Consider the following 26,671-nt stretch of genomic DNA (forward strand, 5'->3'; position numbering starts at 1 on the left):
CCTCGGGTGCGCGCGCCCCCCTCCCGCGCGCCCGTCAGCAGGGCCGGCATCCGGCCGAGCACCGAACACGATTGCGAGACACGTGGCCACCGAGCAGGAATCCGCCCAGCACGCCGACGCCGGCGCGTACGACTTCGCCGCCATTCAAGACAAATGGCTCCCGAAGTGGGAGGAGCTCGACCTGTTCCGCGCCGGTCGCCCGGGCGACACCCGCCCTCGCAAGTACGTGCTGTCGATGTTCCCGTACCCGTCGGGCGACCTGCACATGGGTCACGCCGAGGCGTTCGGGTTCGGCGACATCGCCGCGCGCTACTGGCGCCACCAGGGCTTCGACGTGCTGCACCCCATCGGCTGGGACTCGTTCGGCCTGCCCGCCGAGAACGCCGCGATCAAGCGCGGCGCCGACCCGAGCGCGTGGACCTATGCCAACATCGACCAGCAGAAGCGCTCGTTCCGCCGCTACGCGCCGTCGTTCGACTGGTCGCGCGAGCTGCACACGAGCGACCCCGAGTATTACCGATGGAACCAGTGGCTGTTCCTGAAGATGTACGAGCAGGGCATCGCGTACCGCAAGGCCGGGCTCGTCAACTGGTGCCCGGTCGACCAGACGGTGCTCGCGAACGAGCAGGTCGTCGACGGCCATTGCGAGCGCTGCGGGGCCGTCGTGACCAAGAAGGCCCTGACCCAGTGGTACTTCCGCGTCACCGACTACGCCGACCGGCTGCTCGACGACCTCAACCAGCTCGAGGGGGCCTGGCCGTCGAAGGTCGTCTCGATGCAGCGCAACTGGATCGGCCGATCCACCGGCGCCGACGTCGAGTTCGCGATCGAAGGTCGCGATGCGCCGATCCCCGTGTTCACGACCCGGCCCGACACGTTGTACGGCGCGACCTTCATGGTCGTGGCGCCCGACTCCGAGCTCGCGGCCGAACTCGTCGCCGGGGCATCCGACGAGGTGAAGACCCGGTTCGGCGACTACCTCGACTCGGTGCGCGCCGAGAGCGACATCGACCGGCTCTCGACCGACCGACCCAAGACGGGCGTCTTCCTCGAGCGCTACGCGATCAACCCGATCAACGGCGAGCGCCTGCCCATCTGGGCCGCCGACTACGTGCTGGCCGACTACGGCCACGGCGCGATCATGGCCGTGCCCGCGCACGACCAGCGCGACCTCGACTTCGCGCGCGCGTTCGACCTGCCCGTGCGCGTCGTCGTCGACACGAACCAGCCCGTCACGGGCGTCATCCCGGTGATCCCGCTCGACGAGCACGGCGTGCCGATGCTGCCCGAGGACCTCCCGGCGCTCGACCCCGTCAGCACCGGCATCGCCCTCACGGGCGAGGGCCGCCTGATCAACTCGGGCCCGCTCGACGGCCTGTCGAAGTCCAACGCGATCCGTCGCTCGATCGAGATGCTCGAGGAGCGCGGCCTCGGGCGCCCGGCGAAGAACTACCGCCTGCGCGACTGGCTGATCTCCCGGCAGCGCTACTGGGGCACTCCCATCCCGATCATCCACTGCGAGCACTGCGGCGAGGTGCCGGTGCCCGAGTCCGACCTGCCGGTGCGGTTGCCCGACGCCGCGGGCCTCGACCTCTCGCCCAAGGGCAAGAGCCCGCTGGGCGCGGCCGACGACTGGGTGAACGTGACCTGCCCGTCGTGCGGCGCGCCCGCGACGCGCGACACCGACACGATGGACACGTTCGTCGACAGCTCCTGGTACTACCTGCGGTACCTCAACGCGAACGACGAGACGCGCGCCTTCGACCCGAAGGAGGCCGAGAAGTGGGCCCCCGTCGACCAGTACGTCGGCGGCGTCGAGCACGCGATCCTGCACCTGCTCTACTCGCGGTTCTTCACGAAGGTGCTGTTCGACCTCGGGTACCTGAGCTTCACCGAGCCGTTCACGTCGCTGCTGAACCAGGGCATGGTCCTCATGGACGGCTCGAAGATGTCGAAGTCGAAGGGCAACCTGGTCGAGTTCGCGTCGGAGCTCGACGCGCACGGCACCGACGCGTTGCGCGTGACGCTCGCGTTCGCCGGCCCGCCCGAAGACGACATCGACTGGGCGGATGTCTCGCCGGTCGGTTCCGCGAAGTTCCTCGCCCGCGCGTGGCGGATCTCCGGCGAAGTCGCGTCGAGCCCCGACGTCGAGTGGAAGACGGGCGACCCGGCGCTGCGCCGGATCACCCACCGGTTGCTGGCGGATGCCCCGCACCTCGCGGAGTCGTTCAAGTTCAACGTGATCGTGGCGCGGCTCATGGAGCTCGTGAACGCGACCCGCAAGGCGATCGACCAGGGCCCGGGTGCCGGCGACGCCGCCGTGCGCGAGGCCGCAGAGGTCACGGCGATGATCCTCGACCTGTTCGCGCCGTTCACCGCTGAAGACATGTGGGAGCGGCTCGGCTACGAGCCGTCCGTCGCGCTCGTGCCGTGGCGCAAGCCCGACCGTGCGCTCCTCGTCGAGGAGCAGGTCACGGCGATCGTGCAGGTCGACGGCAAGGTGCGCGACCGCCTCGAGGTTTCGGCGAAGGTGACGGTCGAAGAACTCGAGCAGCTCGCCCGAGCATCGGCCGCCGTCGCGCGGGCGGTCGGCGAGCGCGAGATCGTGAACGTGATCGTGCGCGCGCCGAAGCTCGTGAACATCGCCACGCGCGGCTGAGCGCGGACCAGGTCGCGGGCCGGTCCGTGGCCTCGGCCGGTGTCCGGTCAGGCTCGGTCCGGTCCGGTCCGTGACAGGCGATCGATGGGCTGATCCGTCCCCATCTCCGGCCGGGGCCGGCTCCGGGGGTTTCGCGAGACCGTAGCGTCCGAGGCATGCCCGACCCGCGTCCCGGCCCGCTCGCTGCGGGCGACCCGCTCGCTGCGGGCGACCCGCTCGACGCGCTCGATCCCGCGGCGAGGCGTGCGCCGCGTCGCGCCCGCATCGCGGTGGGCGCCGCCGTCGTCTGCTTCGTCGCCGCGGTCGCGGTGGCCGCGCTCGTGTCGGCGAGCGCGGCCGGCGGGGGAGCGCAGGGCGTGGTCGACGCGCCGGCCGCCGCAGCGGGCGAAGGCGCCGCGGTCGCATCCGACGGGTCGACGGATGCCGCGGGCGATGAGCCGACCGTGCTGGTGCACGTGCTCGGCGCGGTCGCCGAACCCGGACTGGTCGAGCTCGCGGCCGGCTCGCGCGTCGTCGACGCGGTGGCCGCGTCCGGCGGATTCCGCGACGACGCGGACCCGGCGGGCGTGAACCTCGCCCGCCCGGTCGCCGACGGCGAGCAGCTCGTGGTACCCGCGGTCGGCGAGGTCCCGCCGCCCGGGGCGGGCGGCGGACCGGGTGCCGGCGTCGGCGGCGGTGCCGGCGCAGGTTCCGCGGCACCCGGTGACGGGCTCGTGCACCTGAACACGGCGGGCCTGGCGGAGCTCGACACGCTGCCGCGCATCGGTCCCGCCCTCGCGCAGCGCATCCTCGACTGGCGGGAGTCGAACGGCGGCTTCACCAGCGTCGACCAGTTGCGCGAGGTGGCCGGCATCGGCGATGCGACGTTCGCCGGACTCGTCGACCTCGTCGCGCTGTGAGCTCGACCGCGCGTGGGCGCGACCTCCGCCTGCTCGCGCCGGCCGCGGTCGCCTGGGCCTCGGCGTGGCTCGCGGTCGCCGCGCCTGACGTCGCCATCGCCTCCTGGGTGCCGATGGCGCTCGCCTGGGCGCTCGCACTCGGCGCGTTCATCGGCGTCGTCATCGTGCATCGCACGGGGCGTGCGCCGGGCGTGCGCGCGGTGGCCGCGGCGGTGCTCGTCGCGAGCGCGGCCGCGGCCGTCGTCGTGCACTCGGCGCACGCGACCGCGCTCGTGCGCGATGCTTCCCCGCTCGCAGCCGCCGCGGCCGACCATGCGACGGTCGATGTCGCCGTCGAGCTCACGGGAACGCCCCGCGCGGTCATGGCCTCGCCGACCATGCCGTGGCTCGCCGACGACGGAATGGTCCGCTTCGACGCGAGGCTCGTCGCGGTCGACGGACGGGCCGCGTCGCCCGTGTCGGTGCGCGTCAGCGGCGCTGAGGCCCGTGGACTCGGCTTCGGGGCCATCGCCGGGTTCCGGGCCCGCGTGATGCGTGCACCGGCGGCTGAGGCCGAGGGGTTCGTGCTCCGCCCGGTCGGCGACCTCGACGTGCGGGCACCCGGGCCCCTGCTCGCGTGGTCGGCGGCGCTTCGCGCCGGCTTCGCCGAGGCCGCCGACCGCCTCGGCGGCGACGGGGGAGCCCTCGTACCGGGGCTCGCGATCGGCGACACCGCCGCCGTGGGCGCCGAGCTCGATGCATCCATGAAGGCGTCGTCGCTCAGCCATCTCACCGCCGTTTCGGGCGCGAACTGCGCGATCGTGACCGCCCTCGCGTTCGCCCTCGCCGCCGCGTGCGGTGCGCCGCGCGCGGTCCGCGTGGTCGTCGCCATCGCAGCGCTCGCGGGCTTCATCGTGCTCGTCACTCCCGAGGCGAGCGTCGTGCGCGCCGGGGCGATGGCGATCGTCGTCCTCGTGGCGACGGCGTCGGGGCGGCCCGGCGGCGGCGTGGCCGCGCTGTCGGTCGCGGTCATCGCGTTGCTGGCCGTCGACCCCTGGTACGCGCGCGACTACGGGTTCGCGCTCTCGGTGTGCGCGACGGCCGGGCTGCTGCTGCTCGCCGGGCCGATCGGCGAGCGACTCGCCCGGTTCGTGCCGGGCCCGCTCGCGGTGGTGCTGGCGGTGCCGATCGCCGCCCAGCTCGCGTGCCAGCCGGTGCTCGTGCTGCTCGCGCCGTCGATCGCGTCCTACGGCGTCGTCGCCAACCTGCTCGCGGGGCCGGCGGCGCCCGTCGGCACGATGGTCGGACTCCTCGGATGCCTCCTGCTGCCCGTGCTCCCGTCGGTCGGCTTCGCGGCGCTGCAGGTCGCCTGGTTGCCCGCCACCTGGATCGCGATCGTGGCGCACGGCATCGCCGCGCTGCCGGGCGCGCAGCTGCCGTGGCTCGCCGACGCGCCCGGCGCAGCACTGCTCGCCGCCGTCACCGCCGGCGCGCTGTGGCTCGTGCTGGCCCGCCGCCGCCCCGTCCGGCTCGTGCGCGCGGTGGCCGGATGCCTCGTCCTCGCTCTCGCCATTCCCGTCGGCATACTCGTCGGAGGCCCGGCGGTGATCCGGTCCGGGGCGCCGGGGAACTGGACCATCGCCGCGTGCGACGTCGGCCAGGGCGATGCGGTGCTCATCCGCTCGGCCGGGAGCACGGCGCTCATCGACACCGGTCCCGACGCCCAGGCGCTCGAGCGCTGCCTGCAGCTCACGGGCGTCGACCGGATCGACCTGCTCGTGCTCACGCACTGGGATGCCGATCACGTCGGCGGCAGCGACGCGGTCGCCGGACGCGTCGGAACGGTACTGCACGGCCCGCTCGACGGTGAGCGCTCGGACCGCGTCATCGAGCCCATGGCCGCCGCGGGCGCCGAGTTCGTCGAGGCGACGGCGGGACGGCGCGGGCGTCTCGGGGACGCCTCGTGGGAGCTGCTCTGGCCGCCACCGGGCGAGCCGCCCGGCAACGATGCGAGCCTCGTGCTCGACCTCGAGATGCCTGGGTGGCGTGGCCTGTTCCTCGGCGACCTCGGCGAAGGTGCGCAGCAGCGGATGCTGGCGCGCACGGCGCTGGCGCGCTACGACCTGGTCAAGGTCGCCCACCACGGGTCGGCCGACCAGTCGGCCCAGGTGTACTCGGCGGCGGCCGCGACGGTCGGCATCGTCGGCGTGGGCGCCGACAACGGGTACGGGCATCCCACCGGGCACCTCCTCGACCTGCTGGCGTCGGCCGGCACCGCCGTCGTGCGCACCGACCTTGCCGGCACGTCGCTCATCACGGTCGTCGACGGGGAGTTCGAGCTGTGGTCGGAACGCCGCGCGCGGGCCCCGGCACCGCGGGCCCCCGGCACCGGCGGCACCGGCACCGCGGGAGGCGGCACCGCGCGGGCGCCGTCGGGGGCCGACCGTAGACTTGACCGACGACGGTGATGGGAGACATGGTGGCGCAGCGCACGGCCTCGGCCAAGAGCAGGGTCGCGATCCCGCAACTCGGCTGGAATCAGGTTCGTCCGGCGCCGATCGTGCTCGTATCGGGTTCCGAAGACGTGCTCGCCGAGCGGGCGATCTCGATGCTGCGCGACCTCCTCCGCTCCGAAGACCCCTCGCTCGAGGTGAGCGACCTCGAGGCCGACGGCTATCGCCGTGGCGAGCTCATGACGCTCGCGAGCCCCTCGCTGTTCGGCGAACCGAGGCTCATCCGCGTGAGCGCGGTCGAGAAGGCGAGTGACGACTTCCTGCTCGACGCGCTCGAGTACGTCGAGGCGACCGCCGAGTCGACGACGGTGATCCTCCGCCACCGCGGGGGCATGCGCGGCAAGAAGCTGCTCGATGCCGTCCGCGCTGGCGCGGGCGACGCGATCGAGGTCGTCTGCGCCGAGCTGAAGAAGGACGCGGAGAAGCAGGACTTCGCCGCCGCCGAGTTCCGCGCCGCGGGCCGGCGCATCGCACCCGCGGCCCTGCGCGCCCTCGTCGCGGCGTTCAGCGACGACCTCGGCGAACTCTCCGCGGCCTGCCGCCAGCTGCTCGCCGACGCACCGGGCGACATCGATGAGCGGACCGTCGCCAAGTACTACGGCGGTCGCGTCGAGACGACCGCGTTCACCGTGGCCGATGCGGCGATCGCGGGCCGTCACGGCGAGGCGCTCGTCGCCCTGCGCCAGGCGATCGACTCCGGCGCCGATCCGGTGCCCATCGTCGGCGCGTTCGCGGTCAAGATCCGCACCATGGCCAAGGTGCACGGCGTCCGCGGGGCCTCGGGGCAGCTCGCGTCGAGCCTGGGCTTGGCGCCGTGGCAGGTCGACCGCGCGCGGCGCGACCTCGTCGGGTGGGAGGACGCCGGCCTCGCCCGCGTCATCGAGGCGCTCGCGGCGACCGACGCGGCCGTCAAAGGCGCCGAGCGCGACCCCGTCTTCGCGCTCGAACGCCTCGTCGGCCTCATCGCCGACCGCGGCCGCGACTGAGCTGCAACTCCCCAACGAGAACGGGCCCCGCACCGTGAGGTGCGGGGCCCGTTCGGCCGAGGCGCCGGTTACAGCGCGGCGGCCTGCTTCGCGATGGCCGACTTGCGGTTCGCGGCCTGGTTCTTGTGGATGACGCCCTTGGAGGCGGCCTTGTCGAGCTTGCGGTTCGCGACCTGGACGGCGGCGGTCGCCTGCTCCTTGTCGCCGGCCGAGATCGCCTCGCGCGCAGCGCGCACGACGGTCTTCAGCTCGCTCTTGACGGCCTTGTTGCGCTCCTGCGCCTTCAGGTTGGTGCGGTTGCGCTTGATCTGCGACTTGATGTTTGCCACGTGGTGTGTCTTTCGTTCTCGTGTGGGTGCGGAAGTGCCGTCGCGAGGTAGAGGGGCTCGCATCCGGCGTTTCGTGCGGGGTGGGACCCACACGCAAGCCAACAGGCAACGATACCAGCTTCGCGCCCCGCGCACCAATGACGGTGCGCGTCAGGTCGCAGCGGCGGATCGCCGGGTGGCCTTCGCACGCCGGTGCTCGAGTTCGGCGACCGCACCCAGCACGACGGCGGTGAACTCGCGTGGGCGCACGAGGCTGACCAGGTGCGTGGCGCCGGGGATCACGACGAGTCTCGCATCGCGCGCGGCGCGGAGCATCCGTCGCTCCTCGAACCGGAAGTGGTCGTACCGGCCGTTGACGAGCCACACCGGGCAGTCGACGCGCGCGAGCGCGGCCTCGGGGTCGAGGGTGCCGACGGCCGCGAGCGCCGGCGCCATCACGTCGAGCGCGACGCCGCCCGCGACGACGTCGTCGGCCGCCTCGCGCCCGAGGAAGAGGCGGGCCATGCCGTCGTTGACCGCACGCCCCTGGTCGGGCAGCCTCCCGATCGCCGCGGCGAGCCGCTGGTACCCGGCGAGCGCGACGCCGCGCGGGCGCGTGCCGCACGAGGCGGCGACGAGTCCGTCGATCCGACCGGGATGGCGCGCGGCGTACTCGATCGAGAGGTAGCCGCCGAGGCTGAGGCCCACGAGCAGGCGCGGTGCGGGCGCGCCGTCGCCGCGCGAGCCTGCTGCGTCGCCGCCCGACACGGCCTCGTCGATCGTGTCGATCGCGGCGTGCACCGAGAACGGTTCGCCGCGCCGCGTGCCGTGCGCGGGCAGGTCGACGGCGTGCACGTCGAGGTCGTGCTCGGCGAGGGGCCGCAACTGGTTGCGCCACATCGTCGCCGAGGTGCGGATGCCGTGCACCAGCACCACCCTGGCCCGAGTCATCCGTCGCCTCCCATCGAGGTTCGCTCGGTCGACGGGCTCGGTCCGCGTGCGGTCCGCAGCGCCGTCGCGTGCGACCAGCGTAGCGATCGGGTGCGGATGCGGCATCCGTCACCCGGCGCGCGCGGGCGACCGGCCGGAACATGGGAGAATCGTCGGGATGTCTCCGAGAGCCGTAGCCCCGCTGGTGCCCGCCGCCACCGATCCCGCGATGATCCGCAACTTCTGCATCATCGCGCACATCGACCACGGCAAGTCGACGCTCGCCGACCGCATGCTGCAGATCACGGGCATCGTCAGCGACCGCGACATGCGCGCGCAGTACCTCGACCGCATGGACATCGAGCGCGAGCGCGGCATCACGATCAAGAGCCAGGCCGTGCGCATGCCCTGGGCCGTGGCCGACTCGTCGGGCGCCGGTCGTGCGTACGCGCTCAACATGATCGACACGCCGGGCCACGTCGACTTCAGCTACGAGGTGTCGCGTTCGCTCGCCGCGTGCGAGGGCGCGATCCTGCTGGTCGACGCCGCGCAGGGCATCGAGGCGCAGACGCTCGCGAACCTCTACCTGGCCCTCGAGAACGACCTCGAGATCATCCCCGTGCTGAACAAGATCGACCTGCCCGCGGCCGAGCCCGAGAAGTACGCGCGCGAGCTCGCCGAGCTCATCGGCGGCTCGCCCGACGACGTGCTGAAGGTCTCGGGCAAGACCGGCGAGGGCGTCGAGGCGCTTCTCGATCGCGTCGTCGAGCGCATCCCCGCTCCGGTGGGGGACGCGGATGCCCCGGCCCGCGCGATGATCTTCGACTCGGTGTACGACAGCTACCGCGGCGTCGTCACGTACGTGCGCATGGTCGACGGCAAGTTGAACCCGCGTGAGCGCATCCAGATGATGTCGACCCGGGCGACGCACGAGATCCTCGAGATCGGCGTCAGCTCGCCCGAGCCCACGCCCACGAAGGGACTCGGCGTCGGCGAGGTCGGCTACCTCATCACCGGCGTGAAGGACGTGCGCCAGTCGAAGGTCGGCGACACCGTGACCACCGCGGTCAAACCGGCGAGCGAGGCGCTCGCGGGCTACACCGAGCCGCTGCCCATGGTCTTCTCCGGCCTGTATCCGATCGACGGCAGCGACTATCCCGAGCTGCGCGAGGCGCTCGACAAGCTGAAGCTCTCCGACGCGGCGCTCGTCTACGAGCCCGAGACCTCGGTCGCGCTGGGCTTCGGCTTCCGGGCCGGGTTCCTCGGCCTCCTGCACCTCGAGATCGTCACCGAGCGCCTTCGCCGCGAGTTCGGCCTCGACATCATCGCGACCGCGCCGAGCGTGGTCTACGAGGTGACGACCGAAGACAAGAAGACGGTCACGGTCACCAACCCGAGCGAGTTCCCGACCGGCGGCAAGATCGCCGAGGTGCGCGAGCCGATGGTGAAGGCCGCGATCCTCGCCCCGAAGGACTACGTGGGCACCATCATGGAGCTCTGCCAGTCGCGTCGCGGGTCGCTGCTCGGCATGGACTACCTGGGTGAGGACCGCGTCGAGATCCGCTACACCATCCCGCTCGGCGAGATCGTGTTCGACTTCTTCGACCAGTTGAAGTCGAAGACGGCCGGCTACGCGAGCCTCGACTACGAGCCCGTGGGCGACCAGGCCGCCGACCTCGTCAAGGTCGACATCCTGCTCCAGGGCGAGCAGGTCGACGCGTTCAGCGCGATCGTGCACCGCGACAAGGCGTACGCCTACGGCGTGCTCATGACCGGCCGGCTCCGAGAGCTCATCCCGCGCCAGCAGTTCGAGGTGCCCATCCAGGCCGCGATCGGCGCTCGCATCATCGCGCGCGAGTCGATCCGCGCGATGCGCAAAGACGTCCTGGCCAAGTGCTACGGCGGCGACATCACGCGCAAGCGCAAGCTCCTCGAGAAGCAGAAGGAGGGCAAGAAGCGCATGAAGATGGTCGGCCGCGTCGAGGTCCCCCAGGAGGCCTTCATCGCCGCGCTCTCAGGAGAGACCGAGGGTAAGAAGGACGGCAAGAAGTAGGCTGTCCCGGATGTCTCGCCGCAGCACCTTCACCGACCAGTCCGTGACGTACGGGGCGATCGGGGCGACCCTCGATCCCGACTTCCTCCGGTATCCGCCGGCGGGCTTCCGGCCCGCCGAAGACACCGTGAAGCTCGGCTCGGGCGCCGAGCGGTTCGAGCGCGCCGCCGAGGCGCTCATGACCTGGGGCGTGCAGCGGGGCTCGGGCTTCGAGGTCGTCGACGTCGCCGAGGGCACGGGGGCGCAGTACACGGGCATCGCCTACGACGCCGAGGGCGCGCCGCTCAGCGAACAGCCGGCACCCCGGATCGAGCAGCGTTTCACCGCCGACGGCACGGCGTTCATCGCCGCGGGCATGACCGCGACGCTCAAGCCGACCCGACGGTTCGCGGGCAAGCCGACGCCCGTGCTCGTGGTGTACGTCATCGACGAGCCCGACCGGGTGGGCTTCGCCTACGGCACGGCCGGCCCGGCGCGCGAGAGCGGCGAGGAGTCGTTCATCCTCGAGCGACGCGACGACGACAGCGTGTGGCTGACCGTTCGCTCGATCCTCCAGCCGGCCGGCGGCCTCCGGCGGATCGCCGCGCCCATGCGGCGGCGCCGCCGGCGCGAGCTCGTGAAGCGACAGCTGCGCGCGCTGCATCCCGCGTTCCCGAGCTGACGTGGCCGGCCCGCTTCCACTCGGCGATCCGGCGCCCGCTGACGGACTGCTGCCCGCGTCGGCCGCGATCGGCGCCGACGACCGCGCGTTCGGCGTCTACGTGCACGTGCCGTTCTGCCGGGTGCGCTGCGGCTACTGCGACTTCAACACCTATACGGCCGATGAACTGCGCGGCGCGCGACGTTCCGACTACGCCGGTCAGGCGATCGACGAGATCCGGATGTCGCGCCGCGTGCTCGAAGGGTCGGGTGTGCGCTCGCGCGAGGCATCCACCGTCTTCTTCGGCGGCGGCACGCCGACCCTGCTGCCGACCGGCGACCTCGTGTCGATGCTCGGCGCGATCCGCGACGAGTTCGGACTCGTCGCGGGCGCCGAGGTCACGACCGAGGCGAACCCCGACTCGGTCGACCGCGACGACCTCGCCCGGCTGGCCGCCGGCGGGTTCACGCGCGTCTCGTTCGGCATGCAGTCGGCGGTGCCGCACGTGCTCGCGACGCTCGATCGGACGCACGACCCCGAGCGCGTGCCCCTCGTCGTCGGCTGGGCCCGCGAGGCCGGGCTCGACGTGAGCCTCGACCTCATCTACGGCACCCCGGGCGAGAGTCTCGCCGACTGGCGACGCAGCGTCGAGGCCGTGCTCGCCGAGCGCCCCGACCACGTCAGCGCGTATGCGCTCATCGTCGAGGACGGCACCAAGCTCGCGCGGCAGATCCGGCGCGGTGAGGTCGCCGAACCCTCCGACGACCTCGAGGCCGACATGTACGAGCTGGCCGACGACCTGCTCGCCGCCGCAGGCTACGAGTGGTACGAGGTGAGCAACTGGGCGACGCGCGTCGAGCAGCGCTCGCGGCACAACCTCGGCTACTGGCGCGGCGACGACTGGTGGGGCGTCGGCCCCGGAGCGCACAGCCACGTCGGCGGCGTGCGCTGGTGGAACGCGAAGCATCCGGCCGCGTACGCCGAGCGCCTCGCGGCGGGCGTCTCGCCGGCGGTGGGCCGGGAGACCCTCGACGCGGCGACCCGGGAGACCGAGCGCGTACTGCTCACCTCGCGGATCCGCGAGGGACTCGCGATCGAGTCGCTGCCCGCGGCCGGCCGGCACGCCGTCGCGGCGCTCATCGCCGACGGGCTCGTGGAAGCACGAACCGCCCTCGCCGGGAGACTGGTGCTCACCCGGCGAGGGCGGTTGCTGGCCGATGCGGTCGTGCGGCGGCTGCTGGATCCGGTCGGACCTAGCTGACGAACTTGATCGACATCGGGTAGGTGTACGGCTGGCCCTGGTTGGCCTTCACCGCGGCGATGATGCTGAACACGATGTTCACGATCCAGACGGCGGCGAAGAGGAAGAACCCGATCAGCACGAACATCAGGATGTAGCTGACCACGTAGGCGATCAGCACGGTCAGCTGGAAGTTCAGCGCCGTGGCCGAGTGCGCGCGGATGAAGGGGCCCTTGTCTTTGAGGACCAGGTAGCCGATGAGCGCCGGCAGGAAGTTGAAGATCGCCCCGCCGATGTGGATCAGCGTCGCCCAGAGCTTCTCGTCGGACGGGCTCAGCTGCTGGCTCTGCTGGTAGGGGTTGCCGGGCGGCGGCGTCGGCGGCCCGGGCGGCGGCGGGGTGGGCGGCCCAGGCGGAGGCGTGGGAGGCGCGGCATCGGACATGGCAGTCTCCTTCTCGGTACCCGTGTTCCGGGATCACGTCATGATCCCAGACGAGCGCGCCGGGGCGGAAGACCCACCCCGGCGCGCCCGGACCCGGATTCCCGCCCGACTACTTGATGAGGCGGATGGCGAACGGGTAGCGGTAGTGCTGGCCCTCCTTCGCCTTGAGGAAGCCGAGGATCGAGAAGACGACCATCAGCACCCACAGCGCGAGCGGGAGGATCCAGCCGATGAGGCCCCAGATGCCGAACGTCACGGCACCGAGGATGGCGTTCACGATCAGGATCGCGATGTAGGCGATGGTCGCCGTGATCTGGAAGTTCAGGGCCTCCTTCGCCTCGACGTTCGTGAAGCTGCCGCGGTCCTTGAAGACGAGCCAGATGATGAGCGACGGCAGGAAGCCGATGATGCCGCCGAGGTGGGCGAACGAGGCCCACTGGACGTCCTGCTCCTGGGTCAGGGGCGCAGCGGGCGCGGGGCCCTGCGGCTGCTGGGAGGCGTACGGGTCGGGGGCGTTCGGATCGGTCATGGGAGTGCCTTTCGGGTTATGAAGGGGAGATCCGCGTCGATCGCGGCATCCGCAGCGCAGGGGAGGGGGACTGCGGACGTGCATACGGTAGCGTCGCTCGGGTCGCCGGGCAACGGTGCAGACCCGGAAAGTCGCGATACGATTGGCACTCGGGTGCAGTGAGTGCCAAACGGAGGAGGGCGAGGGCTCGATGGTCTCGGAACGCGGTCTGGCGGTGCTCCGGGCGATCGTGCAGGACTACGTCGCCTCGCGCGAGCCAGTGGGCTCGAAGACCATCGTCGAGCGCCACTCCTTCGGCGTCTCCGCCGCGACGATCCGCAACGACATGGCCCTCCTCGAGGAGGAGGAGCTGATCGCAGCGCCCCACACCTCGTCGGGCCGCGTGCCGACCGACAAGGGGTACCGCGTCTTCGTCGACCAGCTCACCGAGGTTCGGCCCCTCACGTCAGCGCAGCGGCACGCGATCGAGACGTTCCTCGGCGAGGCCGGCGACCTCGACGAGCTGCTCTCGCGCACCGTGCGCCTGATCGCCCAGCTCACCCGGCAGCTCGCCGTGGTACAGGTGCCGAGCTTCGCGAGCTCGCGCGTGCGGCACGTCGAGCTCGTGCACCTCTCGCCCACGCGCGTGCTGTGCATCCTGATCACCGACTCCGGCCAGGTCGAACAGCGGCTCGCCGACCTCGGCGGCGAGGTCGACGAGGCGACGCTCGCGGCGCTCCGCGTGCGGCTGAACGAGGTGGCCGGCGGGCTGACGCTGACGGACGCCGCGGCCGCGCTCTCGGGCGAGATCTCCGCGGTCGACCCCCGTCACGCCGAGGTGCTGCACACCCTCGCGGCGACGCTCGCCGAGCAGGCGCGCGCGCAGCGCAGCGACCGGCTCGTGGTCGCGGGCGCGGCGAACCTCGTGCGCACCGAGCAGGACTTCTCGGGCTCGATCCTCGGCGTGATCGAGGCGATCGAGGAGCAGGTCGTGCTGCTGCGCCTCTTCGGCGAGATGGCGGCCGAGCCGCAGGGCGTGGCCGTCCGCATCGGCCGCGAGAACGAGCCGTTCGGCTTGGGCGAGACCTCCGTCGTCTCGAGCGCGTTCACGGTGCCCGGGCGCGACCTCGCCCGGCTCGGCATCGTGGGCCCGACCCGCATGGACTACACCTCGAGCATGGCCGCCGTGCGCGCCGTCGCCCGCTACCTCTCCCGCACGCTCGGAGAGCACTGACCCACGGCGGGTCGCCGCCCGATGGCGGACCCGCCCGTACCCGATCGAAAGGAACCGCCCTCCGTGGCCGACCACTACGAGGTCCTCGGCGTCTCGCGCGACGCCACCCCCGACGAGATCAAGAAGGCGTACCGCCGCCTCGCCCGTGAACTGCACCCGGACGTCAACCCCGGCACCGAGGCATCCGAGCGGTTCAAGGAGGTGACGCACGCGTACGACGTGCTCTCCGACCCGAAGCAGCGCCAGCAGTACGACCTCGGCGGCCAGGGCGGCATGGGCGGCCAGGGGTTCGGCGGCTTCGGCGACATCTTCGAGACGTTCTTCGGTGCGGGCCAGCAGACCCGCGGCCCGCGCTCGCGCCGTGAGCGGGGCCAGGACGCGCTCATCCGCGTCGAGGTCGGCCTCGACGAGGTGATCTTCGGCACGCACCGCGACCTGGAGGTCGACACGGCCGTGCTCTGCGAGACCTGCCACGGCTCGTGCTGCCAGCCGGGCACCGCGCCCGTCACGTGCGACATCTGCCACGGCACGGGCTCGATCCAGCGCGCCGTGCGGTCGCTGCTCGGCAACGTCATGACCTCGAGCCCGTGCGGCACCTGCCGCGGGTACGGCACGGTCATCGCGACGCCGTGCGTGACCTGCCAGGGCCAGGGCCGGGTTCGCGCCCGGCGCACCGTGCCGGTCGACATCCCCGCGGGCGTCGACACGGGCGTGCGGCTGCAGATGCCGGGCTCGGGCGAGGCCGGCCCCGCCGGCGGACCCAACGGCGACCTCTACCTCGAGATCAAGGTGCGGGGCCACGACGTCTTCAGCCGCAACGGCGACGACCTGCTCGCGACCCTCGAGGTCGCGATGACCGACGCGATCCTCGGCACGACCGCGACGATCCCGGCGCTCGACGGCGACGTCGACATCGAGGTGAAGGCCGGCATCCAGTCGGGTGAGATCGTCACCGTGAAGGATCGCGGCGTCACGCGACTGCGGGGCAACGGTCGCGGTGACCTCCGCATCGGCGTGCAGGTGGTCACGCCGACCAAGCTCTCGGGCAAGGAACGCGCGCTCGTCGAGCAGCTCGCCGCGTCGCGCAAGCCGGGCAAGCCCGAGCTCGCGCACTTCCAGCAGGGCCTGTTCGCGCGCCTGCGCGACCGGTTCCTCGGCTAGCCGACGGATGCCACGGCCGGACGGAGCCCGATGAGCAGCCTCTACCTCGCCGAGGACCTCGACCTCGCGGCCGTGCGCCCCGGCGACCGGCTCGCGCTCACGGGCGACGAGGCCAGGCACGCCGTGACCGTCGCACGCGTGCGCGTCGGCGAGCGCCTGAGCGTGGGCGACGGTCGCGGCCGGGTCGTGCGCGGCGAGGTCGTCGGCACGGGCCAGCGCGAGCTCGAGCTCGCGGTCGGCGAGGTCGTGGTCGAAGAACGCGCGGCCCCCTCGCTCACGCTCGTGCAGGCCCTCGCCAAGGGCGACCGCGACGAGCTCGCGGTGCAGGCCGCCACCGAGCTCGGCGTCGACCGGATCGTGCCGTGGGCCGCGGCGCGGTCGGTGTCGCGGTGGGAGGGGCCGAAGGCCGCCAAGGGCCGCCAGCGCTGGACCACGATCGTGCGCGAGGCCACGAAGCAGTCGATCCGCGCTTGGCGCCCCGAGGTCGACGAGGTGACCACCACGGCGAGCCTGGCCGACCGCCTGCAGGGTTCGCGCGTGCTGCTGCTCGAGCCGAGCGCGACGACCGCGCTCACCGAGCTCGCCTTCGACGCGCGCGACCTCGCGCTCGTGGTCGGCCCAGAGGGCGGCATCGCCCCCGACGAGCTGGCCCGGCTCACGGCCGCGGGCGGCGAGCCGGTCCGGCTCGGGGCATCCGTGCTGCGCACCTCGACGGCCGGGCCGGCGGCCATCGCCGTGATCTCTGCCGCGCTCGGGCGGTGGTGACGCATCCGTCGCTACGATGGACGCATGAGCGAGACCCGCGAACCGACCGTCTTCGAGCGCATCGCGGCCGGTGAGATCCCCGCGCGCATCGTCGCCGAGACCGACCGCGTGATCGCGTTCCACGACATCGCGCCCCAGGCGCCCGTGCACGTCGTGGTCACCCCGCGGGTCGGCGACCACCGCGACGTGGTCGAGCTCGCCGCGGCCGACCCGGCGCTGCTGGTCGAGCTCGTCGAGGTGGCCCAGCGGGTCGCGGGCGAGCTCGCCGACGGCGACTTCCGGCTCGTCTTCAACACCGGCGCCGGCGCCGGGCAGACCGTCTTCCACGTGCACGCGCACGTCCTCGCGGGTGGCCTCGAGGAGGGCACGCTTGCCGGTGGGTGATCAGGAACCGCCCATCGGCGCCGAAGCGCCCGACGACGCGCGCGAGGAACGCCTGCAGATCGACGGCATCGCGATGGTGCGCCTGCTCGGCCCCCAAGACCGCCTGCTCGCGAGCATCCAGCGCGAGTATCCCGGCGTGACCGTGCACGTGCGCGGCAACGAGATCGCGATCCGCGGCGACGACGACGAGCGCCTGCGCGTGCGGCGCCTCATCGAGGAGCTGCTCGAACTCGTCCGCCAGGGCCAGGACCCCACCCCGACCGAAGTCAGGAGTTCAGCCAGGATGCTCGACCAGGACCCGGCCGCGCGCCCGTCCGAGATGCTCGGCCAGGTGATCGTCTCGAGCCGCGGCAAGTCGATCCGCCCGAAGACCGAGGGCCAGCGCGCCTACGTCGACGCGATCGACGAGCACACCATCGTGTTCGGCATCGGCCCCGCGGGCACCGGCAAGACCTACCTCGCGATGGCGAAGGCCGTGCAGGCGCTGCAGCGCAAGGAGGTCAGCCGCATCATCCTGACGCGCCCGGCCGTCGAGGCGGGGGAGCGGCTGGGCTTCCTGCCCGGCACCCTGACCGACAAGATCGACCCGTACCTGCGCCCGCTCTACGACGCGCTCAACGAGATGATGGATCCCGAGCTCGTGCCGAAGCTGCTCGCGTCCGGCACCGTCGAGGTGGCACCGCTCGCGTACATGCGCGGCCGCACCCTGAACGACTCGTTCGTCGTGCTCGACGAGGCGCAGAACACGACACCCGAGCAGATGAAGATGTTCCTCACCCGGCTCGGCTTCGGCTCGAAGATGGTGGTCACGGGAGATGTCACGCAGGTCGACCTGCCGGGCGGCGCGTCCGGGCTGCGCCTGGTCACCCGCATCCTCGATCGCATCGACGACATCCACTTCGCGCGGCTCACGAGCGACGACGTCGTGCGCCACACGCTGGTCGGGCGCATCGTCGACGCCTACACCGAGTACGACCAGCGCACGCAGGCGCAGCGCTTCGAGCGCGACCAGGCGCGCGAGTTCGCCAATCGCGCCGAGCGCCGCGGCCGCGCGCCGCGCGACCACCAGCCACCCCGACCCAAGAAGTGACGGCGAGACGTGACCCGATGGAGCGCGACCTGATGAGCATCGAGATCAACAACGAGTCGGCGATCGAGGTCGACGAGTCGGCGCTGCAGCGGCTCGCCGTGTACACGCTCGACGCGATGCACGTGCACCAAGACGCCGAGCTCGCGATCCTCCTCGTCGACGAGGGCGCGATGGAGCAGCTCCACGTGCAGTGGATGGACGAGCCGGGCCCGACCGACGTGCTGAGCTTCCCGATGGACGAACTGCGTCCGGGCACCGAAGACCAGCCCAGCTCGCCCGGACTGCTCGGCGACGTCGTGCTCTGCCCGCAGGTCGCGGAGTCGCAGGCCAGGCAGGCCGGCCACCCCCTGCTCGACGAGCTCCAGCTGCTCACGGCGCACGGCATCCTGCACCTGCTCGGCTTCGACCACGCCGAGCCCGATGAAGAGAAGGAGATGTTCTCCATCCAGCGGGACATCCTCGTGGGCTTCGCGATGCAGGAGCGTCGTCGCTGACGATGCAGGCCTGGATCTTCGTCTCCGCGGCGGTCATGCTCGTCGCGTTCGGCGGCCTGATGGCCGCCGTCGACTCCGCGCTCGGCACGCTGTCCCGGGCCGACGTCACCGATCTCGCGCTCGTCTCCCGCGCGCGCCGTTCGCTCCTCGCCATCGCCGAGGACCCGGGGCCCCACGTCAACGCGGTCAACTTCGTCCGCATCCTCGCAGAGACGACCGCGGCCGTGCTGGTCACCCTCGCGTTCACGTCGTTCATCGACAACGTGTGGTTCGTGCTGCTCTGGTCGGCGCTGATCATGACCGCCGTCTCGTTCGTGCTCGTCGGCGCGAGCCCGCGCAGCGTCGGCCGGGCGCACTCGCGCGCGGTCCTGCGCTGGTCGGCGCCGATCGTCCGGTTGCTGCGCGTCATCCTCGGTCCGATCGCCGGCGCGCTCGTCGCGCTGGGCAACCGGGTGACGCCCTCGCGCATCCGCTTCGCGGGGGTCTCGAGCGAGGAGCAGCTGCTCAGCATCGTCGACGAGGCCGCCGAGCTCGATGTGCTCGAGGCCGAGGACCGCGAGCTGATCCACTCGATCTTCGAGTTCAACGACACCGTCGTGCGCGAGGTCATGGTCGCCCGCACCGACATGGTCACGATCGACGCGGGCGCGCATCTGCCGCACGCCATGGCCGTGTTCCTGAAGGCCGGCTACTCGCGCATCCCCGTCGTCGAGCGCGATGCCGACGACGTCATCGGCATCCTGTACCTGCGCGACCTGGCGCGGCTCGCGTTCGAGCGCACGCTCGACGCCGAGCAGCTGACGGTCGGCCAACTCGCGCGCCCGGCGGTGTTCGTGCCCGACTCGATGAAGGCCGACGCGCTGTTGCGCCAGATGCAGCTGGAGTCGAACCACCTCGCGATGATCGTCGACGAGTACGGCGGCATCGCCGGGCTCGTCACGCTCGAGGACCTCATCGAGGAGCTCGTCGGCGACATCTCCGACGAGTACGACCGCGAGGCGGCCCAGGTCGAGGAGCTCGGCGACGGCCGATTCCGCGTGAACGCGCGCCTGCCGATCGACGAACTCGGCGAGCTGTTCGGCCTCGACCTCGAGGACGAAGACGTCGACAGCGCCGGGGGCCTGCTCGCGAAGGAGCTCGGCCGGCTGCCGCAGCCGGGCGACCGTGCCGCGGTGTCGGGGCTGATCCTCGAGGCCGAGCGCACGGAGGGCCGGCGCAAGCGCATCTCCACCATCCTCGCCTGGCCCGACCAGGCACTGATCGACGCGCGAACCGCCTTCCCGGCGCTCGACGCGGAAAGGAGCCGTGAAGATGGCTGAGTACCGCGCCGGATTCGTCTCGTTCGTCGGACGACCGAACGTCGGCAAGTCGACGCTGACGAACGCGCTCGTGGGTGAGAAGGTCGCGATCACGAGTTCGAAGCCGCAGACCACGCGCCGCGCCATCCGCGGCATCGTGCATCGCGAGCACGGGCAGCTGATCCTCGTGGACACGCCGGGGCTCCACCGCCCGCGAACCCTGCTGGGCGAGCGCCTGAACACCCTCGTGCAGTCGACCCTCGGCGACGTCGACGTGATCGCGTTCTGCGTGCCCGCGAACGAGGCGATCGGGCCGGGCGACCGGTTCATCAACGAGCAGCTCGAGCAGTATCCGCGCGCGAAGAAGGTCGCGATCGTGACGAAGACGGATGCCACGTCGAAGGCGAAGGTGGCCGAGCAGCTGCTCGCGGTCTCAGAGCTCCGCGAGTGGGCGGCGATCATCCCGGTCTCCGCGCCGCGCGGCGAACAGCTCGACGTGCTGGTGGCCGAGCTCCTCGCGCTCATGCCCGAGTCCGACCAGCCGCTCTACCCGGCCGAGACGACGACCGACGAGGACGCCGCCGAACGCATCGCGGAGTACATCCGCGAGGCCGCGCTCGAGGGCGTCGCCGACGAGCTCCCGCACTCGATCGCGGTCACCGTCGACGACATGATCGAACGCGACGACAAGGATCTCGTCGAGATCTACGCGAACCTCTTCGTCGAGCGCGACAGCCAGAAGGGCATCATCATCGGCAAGGGCGGTGCCCGGCTGAAGGAGGTCGGCGCGACCGCGCGCGTGCAGATCGAGCAGCTGCTCGGCCGCAAGGTCTACCTCGCGTTGCACGTGAAGGTCGCGAAGGACTGGCAGCGCGACCCCAAGCAACTGGGGCGGCTCGGCTTCTGAGGTCGTCGGCGGCCTCCATCGCGAGGATGATTCCGGTCGGCCGAGCGCGCCTGCGCCTCGGCGGGCACGTACGGTGGATCGGTGAGCACTGACGAGCAGCGCGTCGCCCTGAGCCGCGGGAAGCTGACGACCGACATCGTCCTCGCGGTCGTGTTCGGGCTCGTGTGCCTGCCGTTCGCGCTCCTCGGGGACCTGGCCGACCTGTTCGCGCTCACGGGGTTCGTGGCGGCGCTCGCGATCCGACGGCTCGCGCCGCATTGGTCGCTCGGGGTCGCGTGGGCCGCGGCGCTGCTGCAGATGCTGGCCCTGCGCGACCTGCAGCTCTACGACGCCGCGGTGCTGGGCGTCCTGTACTCGACGGCCGCCCACGGCGGTCGCGTGCTCAAGTGGCTCGGCCTCGCGTCGGCCGGCGTCGGCGCACTCGTGGCGACGCTCTACCTGGGGCTCATCAAGCCGCTGTTCGACGGCAGCTCGTTCCCCGGCCAGGATCCCCTCTCGGTCGCCGTCTGGCTGACGTTCCTCTTCATCTCGGCCGTCGCGGTGCTCGTGCTGGCCTGGACGGCGGGCCTGCTGGTCCGTGCGGTGCGCGACTCCCGTGAGATCCGCCGTCGCGAGGAGGATGCCACGCGCAAGCGCGAGCTCGCGGAGTACCGCTACGTCGTCGAGCAGGAGCGCAATCGCATCGCGCGCGACATGCACGACGTCGTCGCGCATTCGCTCGCCGTCGTCATCGCGCAGTCCGACGGGGCGCGGTTCGCGGCGGCGAGCCGGCCGCAGGCCGCGGTCGACGCCCTCGGCACGATCGCGGGGGTCGCGCGCGGCGCGCTGGGCGATGTGCGGATGCTCCTCGCCGAGCTCCGCCACGCGGAGGGCGAGGCGCCCCAGCCGGTGCTCGACGACCTCGGGGCACTGCTCGAGCAGGTGCGTACCGCGGGGCTCGACCTCCGATTCGAGGAGGTCGGCGAGCGCGTGCCGCTCGGCACCGGTCACCAGATCGCGGTGTACCGCATCATCCAGGAGGCGCTCACGAACGCGCTGCGCCACGGCGACACCGGCCGGCCCGTGTCGCTGAAGCTCACCTGGAGCGAGCGCGGCGTGCTCGTCGATGTCGCGAACGCGGTGCGGCCGGATGCCTCGCGCGAGTCGTCCGGCTTCCGACACGGGATACCCGGCATGCGCGAGCGCGCCCAGTTGGCCGGCGGAACCCTCTCCGCCGATGTCGACGGCGACGGCGCGTTCCGCGTGATCGCCGACATCCCGGCCACCCAGGGGAGGACCCCATGACCGGCATCCGCATCGCCCTCGTCGACGACCAGGCGCTCTTCCGCGCCGGCGTGCGAATGCTGGTCGACTCGCAGCCCGACCTCGAGTTCGTCGGGGAGGCCGGCGACGGCGTGCAGGCGGTCGCGCTGGTCGAGCGCGTGCGGCCCGACGTGGTGCTGATGGACGTGCGGATGCCGCTCGCCGACGGCATCCAGGCCACCGAGCGCATCATCGGCGACGCCGACCGGGCCGGGCGGACCCCGCCGCGCATCCTCGTGCTCACGACCTTCGACCTCGACGAGAACGCAGCACGTGCGATCCGGGCCGGCGCGAGCGGGTTCGTGCTGAAGGACGCCGATCCCGAGTTCCTGCTGGCCGCGATCCGCACCGTGCACCAGGGCAACGCGGTGCTCGCCGCGACCGCGACCCGCGAGCTGTTCGCGCACGTCGGGCGGGGCTCGGGCGCACGACCAGCCCCGGCCGCGTGGTCGGAACTCACGCCGCGCGAGCGCGAGATTTTCGCGCTCGCGGCGCGCGGCCTCTCGAACACCGAGATCGCGACCTCCGAGTTCCTCAGCGAGGCGACCGTGAAGACCCACGTGAGCCGCATCCTCTCGAAGCTCGGGCTCCGCGATCGGGTGCAGCTGGTCGTGTTCGCCTACGAGCACGACCTCACCGGATGATGATGCGGGATCATCCCAGCGGATGACGCGGTGCCCTCGCCGGGCGGATGCCGCGCGCTCCGGTCGTCCGTAGCGTCGAAGACATGCAGAACACTCCTTCGGACCTCGGACTCATCGCCCGCGCGGTCGGCCTCGGCAAGCGCTACGGCGACGGCGCGAACCAGGTCGTCGCCCTCGACGACGTCTCGATCGGCCTTCGCCGCGGCGAGTTCACGGCGATCATGGGGCCCTCCGGCTCGGGCAAGTCGACCCTGATGCACCTGATGGCCGGACTCGACACGCCCACCACGGGTCAGGTGTGGCTCGGCGACACCGACATCACCGACCTCTCCGACAGCGCGCTGACCGTGTTGCGCCGGCGCCGCATCGGCTTCGTGTTCCAGTCGTTCAACCTCGTGCCGACGCTCGACGTGAAGGGCAACGTGCTCCTGCCGTTCGAACTCGACGGGCGCCGGCCCACGCTCGACGAGCAGGTGTGGATCGACGAACTCATCGACACCCTCGGCCTGCGGCCCCGCCTCGGCCACCGCCCGCACGAGCTCTCGGGCGGGCAGCAGCAGCGCGTGGCCATCGCCCGCGCGCTCGCGACCCGCCCCGACCTGGTCTTCGCCGACGAGCCGACGGGCAACCTCGACTCGCGAACGGGGCGCGAGGTGCTCGGCCTCCTCGCGGCGACGAGCGCCCGTTCGGGTCAGGCGATCGCGATGGTCACGCACGACCCGATCGCCGCGAGCCACGCCGACCGCATCCTCGTGCTCGCCGACGGCCGCATCGTGCGCGACCTCGGGCGTTCCACGCCCGAGCAGATCTCGGCCTACATGCTGCAGATGGAGGCGGCGGCGTGAGCCGGGGACTGCGCGACCACCTGCCCACCCTGCTCGTCGCCGCGCTCGCAGCCGCCTTCGGCGTCGCGCTGCTGCAGGTCACCGGCATCCTCGCCGCGGTGATCGCGGCCGATGACGTGGCCGGGTCGAGCGGCACGGTCGCAATCATGCTGAACGTCACCGCCTTCGTGTTCATCGCGATCGCGGTCTACGTCGCCGCGGTGACGACGGCGAACACGGTCGCGACGGTCGTCGCGGGCCGCACGCGCCTGATCGCGCTGCTCCGGCTCATCGGATCGAGCGCCCGCAGCCAGCGCGCGGCGATCGCCCGCGAGGGCCTCGTGGTCGGGGCGCTCGGCGCGGTGGCGGGCGCGCTCCTCGGCACGGGCGTCGCCTGGGGCGTCGCGCGAGTCGGGGTCGCGGCCGGCGTGATCCCCGAGTTCGACTACGGCTACCTCCAGCCCGTGCTCCTGGTGCCGATGGTCGCCGTGGTGTTCACGACGTGGCTCGCCGCATGGGCGGGCTCGCGGCGAGTGCTGGCCGTGCGGCCCGCGCAGGCGCTCGGCAACTCGGCCGAGTCCTCGACCGAGGAGGTCGCGCGCCGGGTCGGCCGAACCGCCACCGGGGTCACCCTGATCGTGCTGGGCGTGCTCGCCCTCGCGGGCGGCGTCGCGGTCGGGCTCCTGTACCCGATGGGCGTGCTCATCGGCGTCGTCGGAGGCATCCTCTCGTTCACCGGCATCGTGCTGATCGCCGATCGCATCATGCCCCCGGTGCTGCGCGCCATCGGGCGGCTCCTCGGCTCGTCGCCGTCGACCCGGCTCGCCGCCGAGAACGCGGTGCGCCACCCCGAGCGGGCGACCCGCATGACGATCGGCCTCGTCGTCGGCGTCACCCTCGTGACGATGTTCGCCGTCACGATGGAGACCTACCGCCAGGCGATGACCGAGGTGCTCAGCGACCAGGAGATGCTCGAAGCGGCGATCGGGCCCGTCATCGACGGCACCGTCGCGGTGTTCTCGGGACTCGTCGGGTTCAGCGCCGTCATCGCCGCCGTCGGGCTCGTGAACACGCTCTCGATCAGCGTGCTGCAGCGCACGCGCGAGATCGGGCTGCTGCGCGCCCTCGGGTTCGACCGCACGCAGGTGCGCACCATGATCCTCGCCGAGGCCGCCGCGCTGACGGTCGCGGCGACGCTCACCGGGCTCGTGCTCGGCACGGTCTACGGCTGGCTCGGCGCGCAGTCGATGCTCGGATCGCTGACCGGGGAGCCGCGCTTCGTCGTGCCCGTGGTGCCGTGGCTGGTCATCGCCATCGTGGTCGTCGCCGCGGTCGCCGTGACCCTCGCGGCATCCGTCACGCCGGCCCGGCGCGCCGTGCGCATCTCGCCCGTCGTCGCGCTCGCGGTCGACTGACGACGAGCATCGCTCCACGAGGGCGGATGTCCCGACCGGGACATCCGCCCTCGTTTCGTCGTCGGCGCCCGGGGGAGTGCTACCCTTGACGCGTGCTTCACGGCCTGCTTCTCCTTAGCTGCCGCTGCGAGTCCTAGTTCTCAGGCCTCCCTCGCAGCGGAGTTCGTCGTCGGCTGACACCAACAGACTGAAGCGAGAAGAGCGAGCAATGCAGAACACCCAGAAGCCGTCATCGATGCCCGTGCACCGGTACCGTCCGTACCACGAGCAGATCGTCGTCGACCTGCCCGACCGCACCTGGCCGTCCAAGCGCATCACCGAGGCGCCGCGCTGGTGCGCGGTCGACCTGCGCGACGGCAACCAGGCCCTCATCGACCCGATGAGCCCCGAGCGCAAGCGCATCATGTTCGACCTGCTCGTGCGCATGGGCTACAAGGAGATCGAGGTCGGGTTCCCGAGCGCGAGCCAGACCGACTTCGACTTCGTGCGCAGCCTCATCGAAGAGGGGGCGATCCCCGACGACGTCACCATCCAGGTGCTGACCCAGGCGCGCGACCACCTCATCGAGCGCACCTACGAGTCGATCCGGGGCGCGAAGCAGGCGATCGTGCACCTCTACAACTCCACGAGCGTGCTGCAGCGCGACGTCGTGTTCCGCACCGACCGGCAGGGCATCATCGACATCGCGCTGCACGGGGCGCGCAAGTGCCGCGAGCTGGAGGCGACCGTGCCCGGCACGACCGTCTACTACGAGTACTCGCCCGAGAGCTACACGGGCACCGAGCTCGAGTTCGCGGTCGACGTCTGCAACCGGGTGCTCGAGATCTTCGAGCCCACGCCCGAGCGCAAGGTCATCATCAACCTGCCCGCGACCGTCGAGATGGCCACGCCCAACGTGTACGCCGATTCCATCGAGTGGATGAGCCGGCACCTCGCGCACCGCGAGAACGTGATCCTCTCGCTGCACCCCCACAACGACCGCGGCACCGCGATCGCCGCCGCCGAGCTCGGCTACCTGGCCGGCGCCGACCGCATCGAGGGATGCCTCTTCGGCAACGGCGAGCGCACCGGCAACGTCGACCTCGTCGCCCTCGGCATCAACCTGTTCACCCAGGGCATCGACCCGCAGATCGACTTCTCCGACATCGACGAGGTCAAGCGCACGACCGAGTACTGCAACCAGCTGCCCGTGCCCGAGCGGCACCCGTGGGCGGGCGACCTCGTCTACACCGCGTTCTCGGGATCGCATCAGGACGCGATCAAGAAGGGGTTCGAGGCGATGGCCGCCCGCGCCGAGTCCGACGGCGTCGCCGTCGACGACCTCGAGTGGGCCGTGCCGTACCTGCCCGTCGACCCGAAGGACCTGGGCCGCAGCTACGAGGCGGTCATCCGCGTGAACTCGCAGTCGGGTAAGGGCGGCGTCGCGTACCTGCTGAAGACCGACCACGCGCTCGACCTGCCGCGCAAGCTCCAGATCGAGTTCTCGGGCGTCGTACAGGCCAAGACCGACGCCGAGGGCGGCGAGGTCTCGAGCGACGAGATCTGGCGGATCTTCACCGACGAGTACCTGCCGGCACCCGCCGAGCAGCCCGCCGCGAAGTGGGGCCGGTTCGAACTGCTGTCGCTGCGCACCGAGAGCGCCCTCGACGGCATCGTCAACGTGCGGGTGGGTCTGCGCGACGGCGACGAGCACGTGCAGGCCGACGCCAGCGGCAACGGCCCGATCTCGGCGTTCCTCGCGGTGCTGGGCGCCGAGGGCGTCGAGGTGAAGCTGCGCGACTACGTCGAGCACACGCTCGCCGCGAGCGGCGACTCGCAGGCGGCGGCGTATGTCGAGCTCGAGGTCGAGGGCCGCGTGCTCTGGGGCGTCGGCATCGACGCCGACATCTCCACGGCGTCGCTGAAGGCGGTCGTCTCGGCAGTCAACCGCGCGCTGCGCGGGGTGCGCGTCGACGATGCCGAGCGCGAGGCCGCGCTCGTCTGATTCGACGGCTCG

General features: G+C 71.9%; 24 protein-coding genes. 20 read left to right on the plus strand and 4 right to left on the minus strand.

The window, feature by feature from the left end:
- Positions 1–82 precede the first annotated feature (82 nt).
- The 4 genes from leuS to holA all read left to right on the plus strand — a co-directional run bounded on the left by leuS (position 83) and on the right by holA (position 7,036).
- Positions 83–2,659 carry a leucine--tRNA ligase gene (gene leuS / locus GE115_RS16960; protein ID WP_312855313.1) on the plus strand — a complete coding sequence of 859 codons (2,577 nt, stop codon included), beginning with the start codon at positions 83–85 and terminating at the stop codon, positions 2,657–2,659.
- A 155-nt stretch (positions 2,660–2,814) separates the two neighbouring features.
- Positions 2,815–3,558, plus strand: a complete 744-nt coding sequence (locus GE115_RS16965) for a ComEA family DNA-binding protein (protein WP_153685944.1) — start codon at positions 2,815–2,817, stop codon at positions 3,556–3,558.
- A complete protein-coding gene (locus GE115_RS16970; RefSeq protein ID WP_153685945.1) occupies positions 3,555–6,005 on the plus strand; it encodes a ComEC/Rec2 family competence protein in 2,451 nt (816 codons plus the stop codon). Before GE115_RS16965 ends, GE115_RS16970 begins: the two co-directional genes overlap by 4 nt.
- Positions 6,006–6,013: 8 nt before the next feature.
- The gene (gene holA, locus GE115_RS16975) at positions 6,014–7,036 is read left to right on the plus strand and encodes a DNA polymerase III subunit delta (RefSeq protein ID WP_153685979.1); all 1,023 of its coding nucleotides are present in this window, start codon (positions 6,014–6,016) and stop codon (positions 7,034–7,036) included.
- Between the two features lie 68 nt (positions 7,037–7,104).
- Here the strand turns inward: holA and rpsT are convergent, their stop codons facing one another.
- Together rpsT and GE115_RS16985 are read right to left on the minus strand one after the other, a co-directional pair.
- The gene (gene rpsT, locus GE115_RS16980; protein WP_312855314.1) at positions 7,105–7,365 is read right to left on the minus strand and encodes a 30S ribosomal protein S20; all 261 of its coding nucleotides are present in this window, start codon (positions 7,363–7,365) and stop codon (positions 7,105–7,107) included.
- Between the two features lie 150 nt (positions 7,366–7,515).
- On the minus strand, positions 7,516–8,295 hold the full coding sequence (locus GE115_RS16985) for an alpha/beta fold hydrolase (RefSeq protein ID WP_153685947.1): 780 nt from the start codon (positions 8,293–8,295) through the stop codon (positions 7,516–7,518).
- Positions 8,296–8,452: 157 nt separating this feature from the next.
- Here GE115_RS16985 and lepA point away from each other — a divergent pair, with 157 nt between their 5' ends.
- From lepA to hemW, 3 genes are read left to right on the plus strand one after another with little or no spacing between them, the layout of a single operon-like run.
- Positions 8,453–10,327, plus strand: a complete 1,875-nt coding sequence (gene lepA / locus GE115_RS16990) for a translation elongation factor 4 (protein WP_153685948.1) — start codon at positions 8,453–8,455, stop codon at positions 10,325–10,327.
- Positions 10,328–10,337: 10 nt separating this feature from the next.
- Positions 10,338–10,988 (plus strand): DUF1990 domain-containing protein, encoded by a 651-nt coding sequence (locus tag GE115_RS16995; RefSeq protein ID WP_153685949.1) that lies wholly within the window; start codon positions 10,338–10,340, stop codon positions 10,986–10,988.
- 1 nt (position 10,989) lies between these two features.
- Complete coding sequence (gene hemW / locus GE115_RS17000; RefSeq protein WP_312855315.1) at positions 10,990–12,228, plus strand: radical SAM family heme chaperone HemW; 1,239 nt, start codon at positions 10,990–10,992, stop codon at positions 12,226–12,228.
- Here hemW and GE115_RS17005 read toward each other — a convergent pair.
- Together GE115_RS17005 and GE115_RS17010 are read right to left on the minus strand one after the other, a co-directional pair.
- The gene (locus tag GE115_RS17005) at positions 12,221–12,649 is read right to left on the minus strand and encodes a DUF4870 domain-containing protein (protein ID WP_153685950.1); all 429 of its coding nucleotides are present in this window, start codon (positions 12,647–12,649) and stop codon (positions 12,221–12,223) included. The two genes, hemW and GE115_RS17005, sit on opposite strands and share 8 nt — an antisense overlap.
- A gap of 109 nt (positions 12,650–12,758) precedes the next feature.
- The gene (locus GE115_RS17010) at positions 12,759–13,178 is read right to left on the minus strand and encodes a DUF4870 domain-containing protein (protein ID WP_172979996.1); all 420 of its coding nucleotides are present in this window, start codon (positions 13,176–13,178) and stop codon (positions 12,759–12,761) included.
- 190 nt (positions 13,179–13,368) lie between these two features.
- Between GE115_RS17010 and hrcA the strand changes: the two genes are divergently transcribed.
- From hrcA to leuA, 13 genes are all read left to right on the plus strand, one after another.
- A complete protein-coding gene (gene hrcA, locus GE115_RS17015) occupies positions 13,369–14,391 on the plus strand; it encodes a heat-inducible transcriptional repressor HrcA (protein WP_153685952.1) in 1,023 nt (340 codons plus the stop codon).
- Between the two features lie 63 nt (positions 14,392–14,454).
- A complete protein-coding gene (dnaJ, locus tag GE115_RS17020) occupies positions 14,455–15,552 on the plus strand; it encodes a molecular chaperone DnaJ (RefSeq protein ID WP_312855316.1) in 1,098 nt (365 codons plus the stop codon).
- Between the two features lie 30 nt (positions 15,553–15,582).
- Complete coding sequence (locus GE115_RS17025; protein WP_153685954.1) at positions 15,583–16,317, plus strand: 16S rRNA (uracil(1498)-N(3))-methyltransferase; 735 nt, start codon at positions 15,583–15,585, stop codon at positions 16,315–16,317.
- Between the two features lie 24 nt (positions 16,318–16,341).
- Positions 16,342–16,701: an HIT domain-containing protein gene (locus GE115_RS17030; protein WP_153685955.1), complete on the plus strand. Its 360-nt coding sequence runs from the start codon at positions 16,342–16,344 to the stop codon at positions 16,699–16,701.
- Complete coding sequence (locus GE115_RS17035; protein ID WP_376765730.1) at positions 16,688–17,791, plus strand: PhoH family protein; 1,104 nt, start codon at positions 16,688–16,690, stop codon at positions 17,789–17,791. The genes GE115_RS17030 and GE115_RS17035 overlap by 14 nt, the downstream gene beginning before the upstream one ends.
- A 32-nt stretch (positions 17,792–17,823) precedes the next feature.
- Positions 17,824–18,285 carry an rRNA maturation RNase YbeY gene (ybeY, locus tag GE115_RS17040; RefSeq protein ID WP_153685956.1) on the plus strand — a complete coding sequence of 154 codons (462 nt, stop codon included), beginning with the start codon at positions 17,824–17,826 and terminating at the stop codon, positions 18,283–18,285.
- Between the two features lie 2 nt (positions 18,286–18,287).
- Complete coding sequence (locus GE115_RS17045; protein ID WP_153685957.1) at positions 18,288–19,604, plus strand: hemolysin family protein; 1,317 nt, start codon at positions 18,288–18,290, stop codon at positions 19,602–19,604.
- Positions 19,597–20,490 carry a GTPase Era gene (gene era, locus GE115_RS17050; protein WP_153685958.1) on the plus strand — a complete coding sequence of 298 codons (894 nt, stop codon included), beginning with the start codon at positions 19,597–19,599 and terminating at the stop codon, positions 20,488–20,490. The genes GE115_RS17045 and era overlap by 8 nt, the downstream gene beginning before the upstream one ends.
- Before the next feature lie 81 nt (positions 20,491–20,571).
- Positions 20,572–21,774 carry a sensor histidine kinase gene (locus GE115_RS17055; protein ID WP_312855317.1) on the plus strand — a complete coding sequence of 401 codons (1,203 nt, stop codon included), beginning with the start codon at positions 20,572–20,574 and terminating at the stop codon, positions 21,772–21,774.
- The gene (locus GE115_RS17060; protein WP_153685959.1) at positions 21,771–22,436 is read left to right on the plus strand and encodes a response regulator; all 666 of its coding nucleotides are present in this window, start codon (positions 21,771–21,773) and stop codon (positions 22,434–22,436) included. Before GE115_RS17055 ends, GE115_RS17060 begins: the two co-directional genes overlap by 4 nt.
- 83 nt (positions 22,437–22,519) lie before the next feature.
- The gene (locus GE115_RS17065) at positions 22,520–23,281 is read left to right on the plus strand and encodes an ABC transporter ATP-binding protein (protein ID WP_153685960.1); all 762 of its coding nucleotides are present in this window, start codon (positions 22,520–22,522) and stop codon (positions 23,279–23,281) included.
- Positions 23,278–24,675 (plus strand): FtsX-like permease family protein, encoded by a 1,398-nt coding sequence (locus tag GE115_RS17070; protein ID WP_312855318.1) that lies wholly within the window; start codon positions 23,278–23,280, stop codon positions 24,673–24,675. Before GE115_RS17065 ends, GE115_RS17070 begins: the two co-directional genes overlap by 4 nt.
- Positions 24,676–24,883: 208 nt before the next feature.
- Positions 24,884–26,659: a 2-isopropylmalate synthase gene (gene leuA / locus GE115_RS17075; protein WP_153685961.1), complete on the plus strand. Its 1,776-nt coding sequence runs from the start codon at positions 24,884–24,886 to the stop codon at positions 26,657–26,659.
- Positions 26,660–26,671 lie beyond the last annotated feature (12 nt).

The sequence above is a fragment of the Agromyces agglutinans genome (genome assembly GCF_009647605.1).
GTDB classification, from domain to species: domain Bacteria; phylum Actinomycetota; class Actinomycetes; order Actinomycetales; family Microbacteriaceae; genus Agromyces; species Agromyces agglutinans.

Bases quoted from the DNA above. Each gene is read 5' to 3' on its own strand.
- GE115_RS16965 (WP_153685944.1), top strand. From the start codon at position 2,815: ATGCCCGACCCGCGTCCCGGCCCGCTCGCTGCGGGCGACCCGCTCGCT.
- GE115_RS17045 (WP_153685957.1), top strand. From the start codon at position 18,288: ATGCAGGCCTGGATCTTCGTCTCCGCGGCGGTCATGCTCGTCGCGTTC.
- era (WP_153685958.1), top strand. From the start codon at position 19,597: ATGGCTGAGTACCGCGCCGGATTCGTCTCGTTCGTCGGACGACCGAAC.
- GE115_RS17005 (WP_153685950.1), bottom strand. From the start codon at position 12,649: ATGTCCGATGCCGCGCCTCCCACGCCTCCGCCTGGGCCGCCCACCCCG.
- GE115_RS17060 (WP_153685959.1), top strand. From the start codon at position 21,771: ATGACCGGCATCCGCATCGCCCTCGTCGACGACCAGGCGCTCTTCCGC.
- GE115_RS17030 (WP_153685955.1), top strand. From the start codon at position 16,342: ATGAGCGAGACCCGCGAACCGACCGTCTTCGAGCGCATCGCGGCCGGT.
- hrcA (WP_153685952.1), top strand. From the start codon at position 13,369: ATGGTCTCGGAACGCGGTCTGGCGGTGCTCCGGGCGATCGTGCAGGAC.
- holA (WP_153685979.1), top strand. From the start codon at position 6,014: ATGGTGGCGCAGCGCACGGCCTCGGCCAAGAGCAGGGTCGCGATCCCG.
- GE115_RS16995 (WP_153685949.1), top strand. From the start codon at position 10,338: ATGTCTCGCCGCAGCACCTTCACCGACCAGTCCGTGACGTACGGGGCG.
- leuA (WP_153685961.1), top strand. From the start codon at position 24,884: ATGCAGAACACCCAGAAGCCGTCATCGATGCCCGTGCACCGGTACCGT.
- lepA (WP_153685948.1), top strand. From the start codon at position 8,453: ATGTCTCCGAGAGCCGTAGCCCCGCTGGTGCCCGCCGCCACCGATCCC.
- ybeY (WP_153685956.1), top strand. From the start codon at position 17,824: ATGAGCATCGAGATCAACAACGAGTCGGCGATCGAGGTCGACGAGTCG.
- GE115_RS16985 (WP_153685947.1), bottom strand. From the start codon at position 8,295: ATGACTCGGGCCAGGGTGGTGCTGGTGCACGGCATCCGCACCTCGGCG.
- GE115_RS17025 (WP_153685954.1), top strand. From the start codon at position 15,583: ATGAGCAGCCTCTACCTCGCCGAGGACCTCGACCTCGCGGCCGTGCGC.
- GE115_RS17065 (WP_153685960.1), top strand. From the start codon at position 22,520: ATGCAGAACACTCCTTCGGACCTCGGACTCATCGCCCGCGCGGTCGGC.
- GE115_RS17010 (WP_172979996.1), bottom strand. From the start codon at position 13,178: ATGACCGATCCGAACGCCCCCGACCCGTACGCCTCCCAGCAGCCGCAG.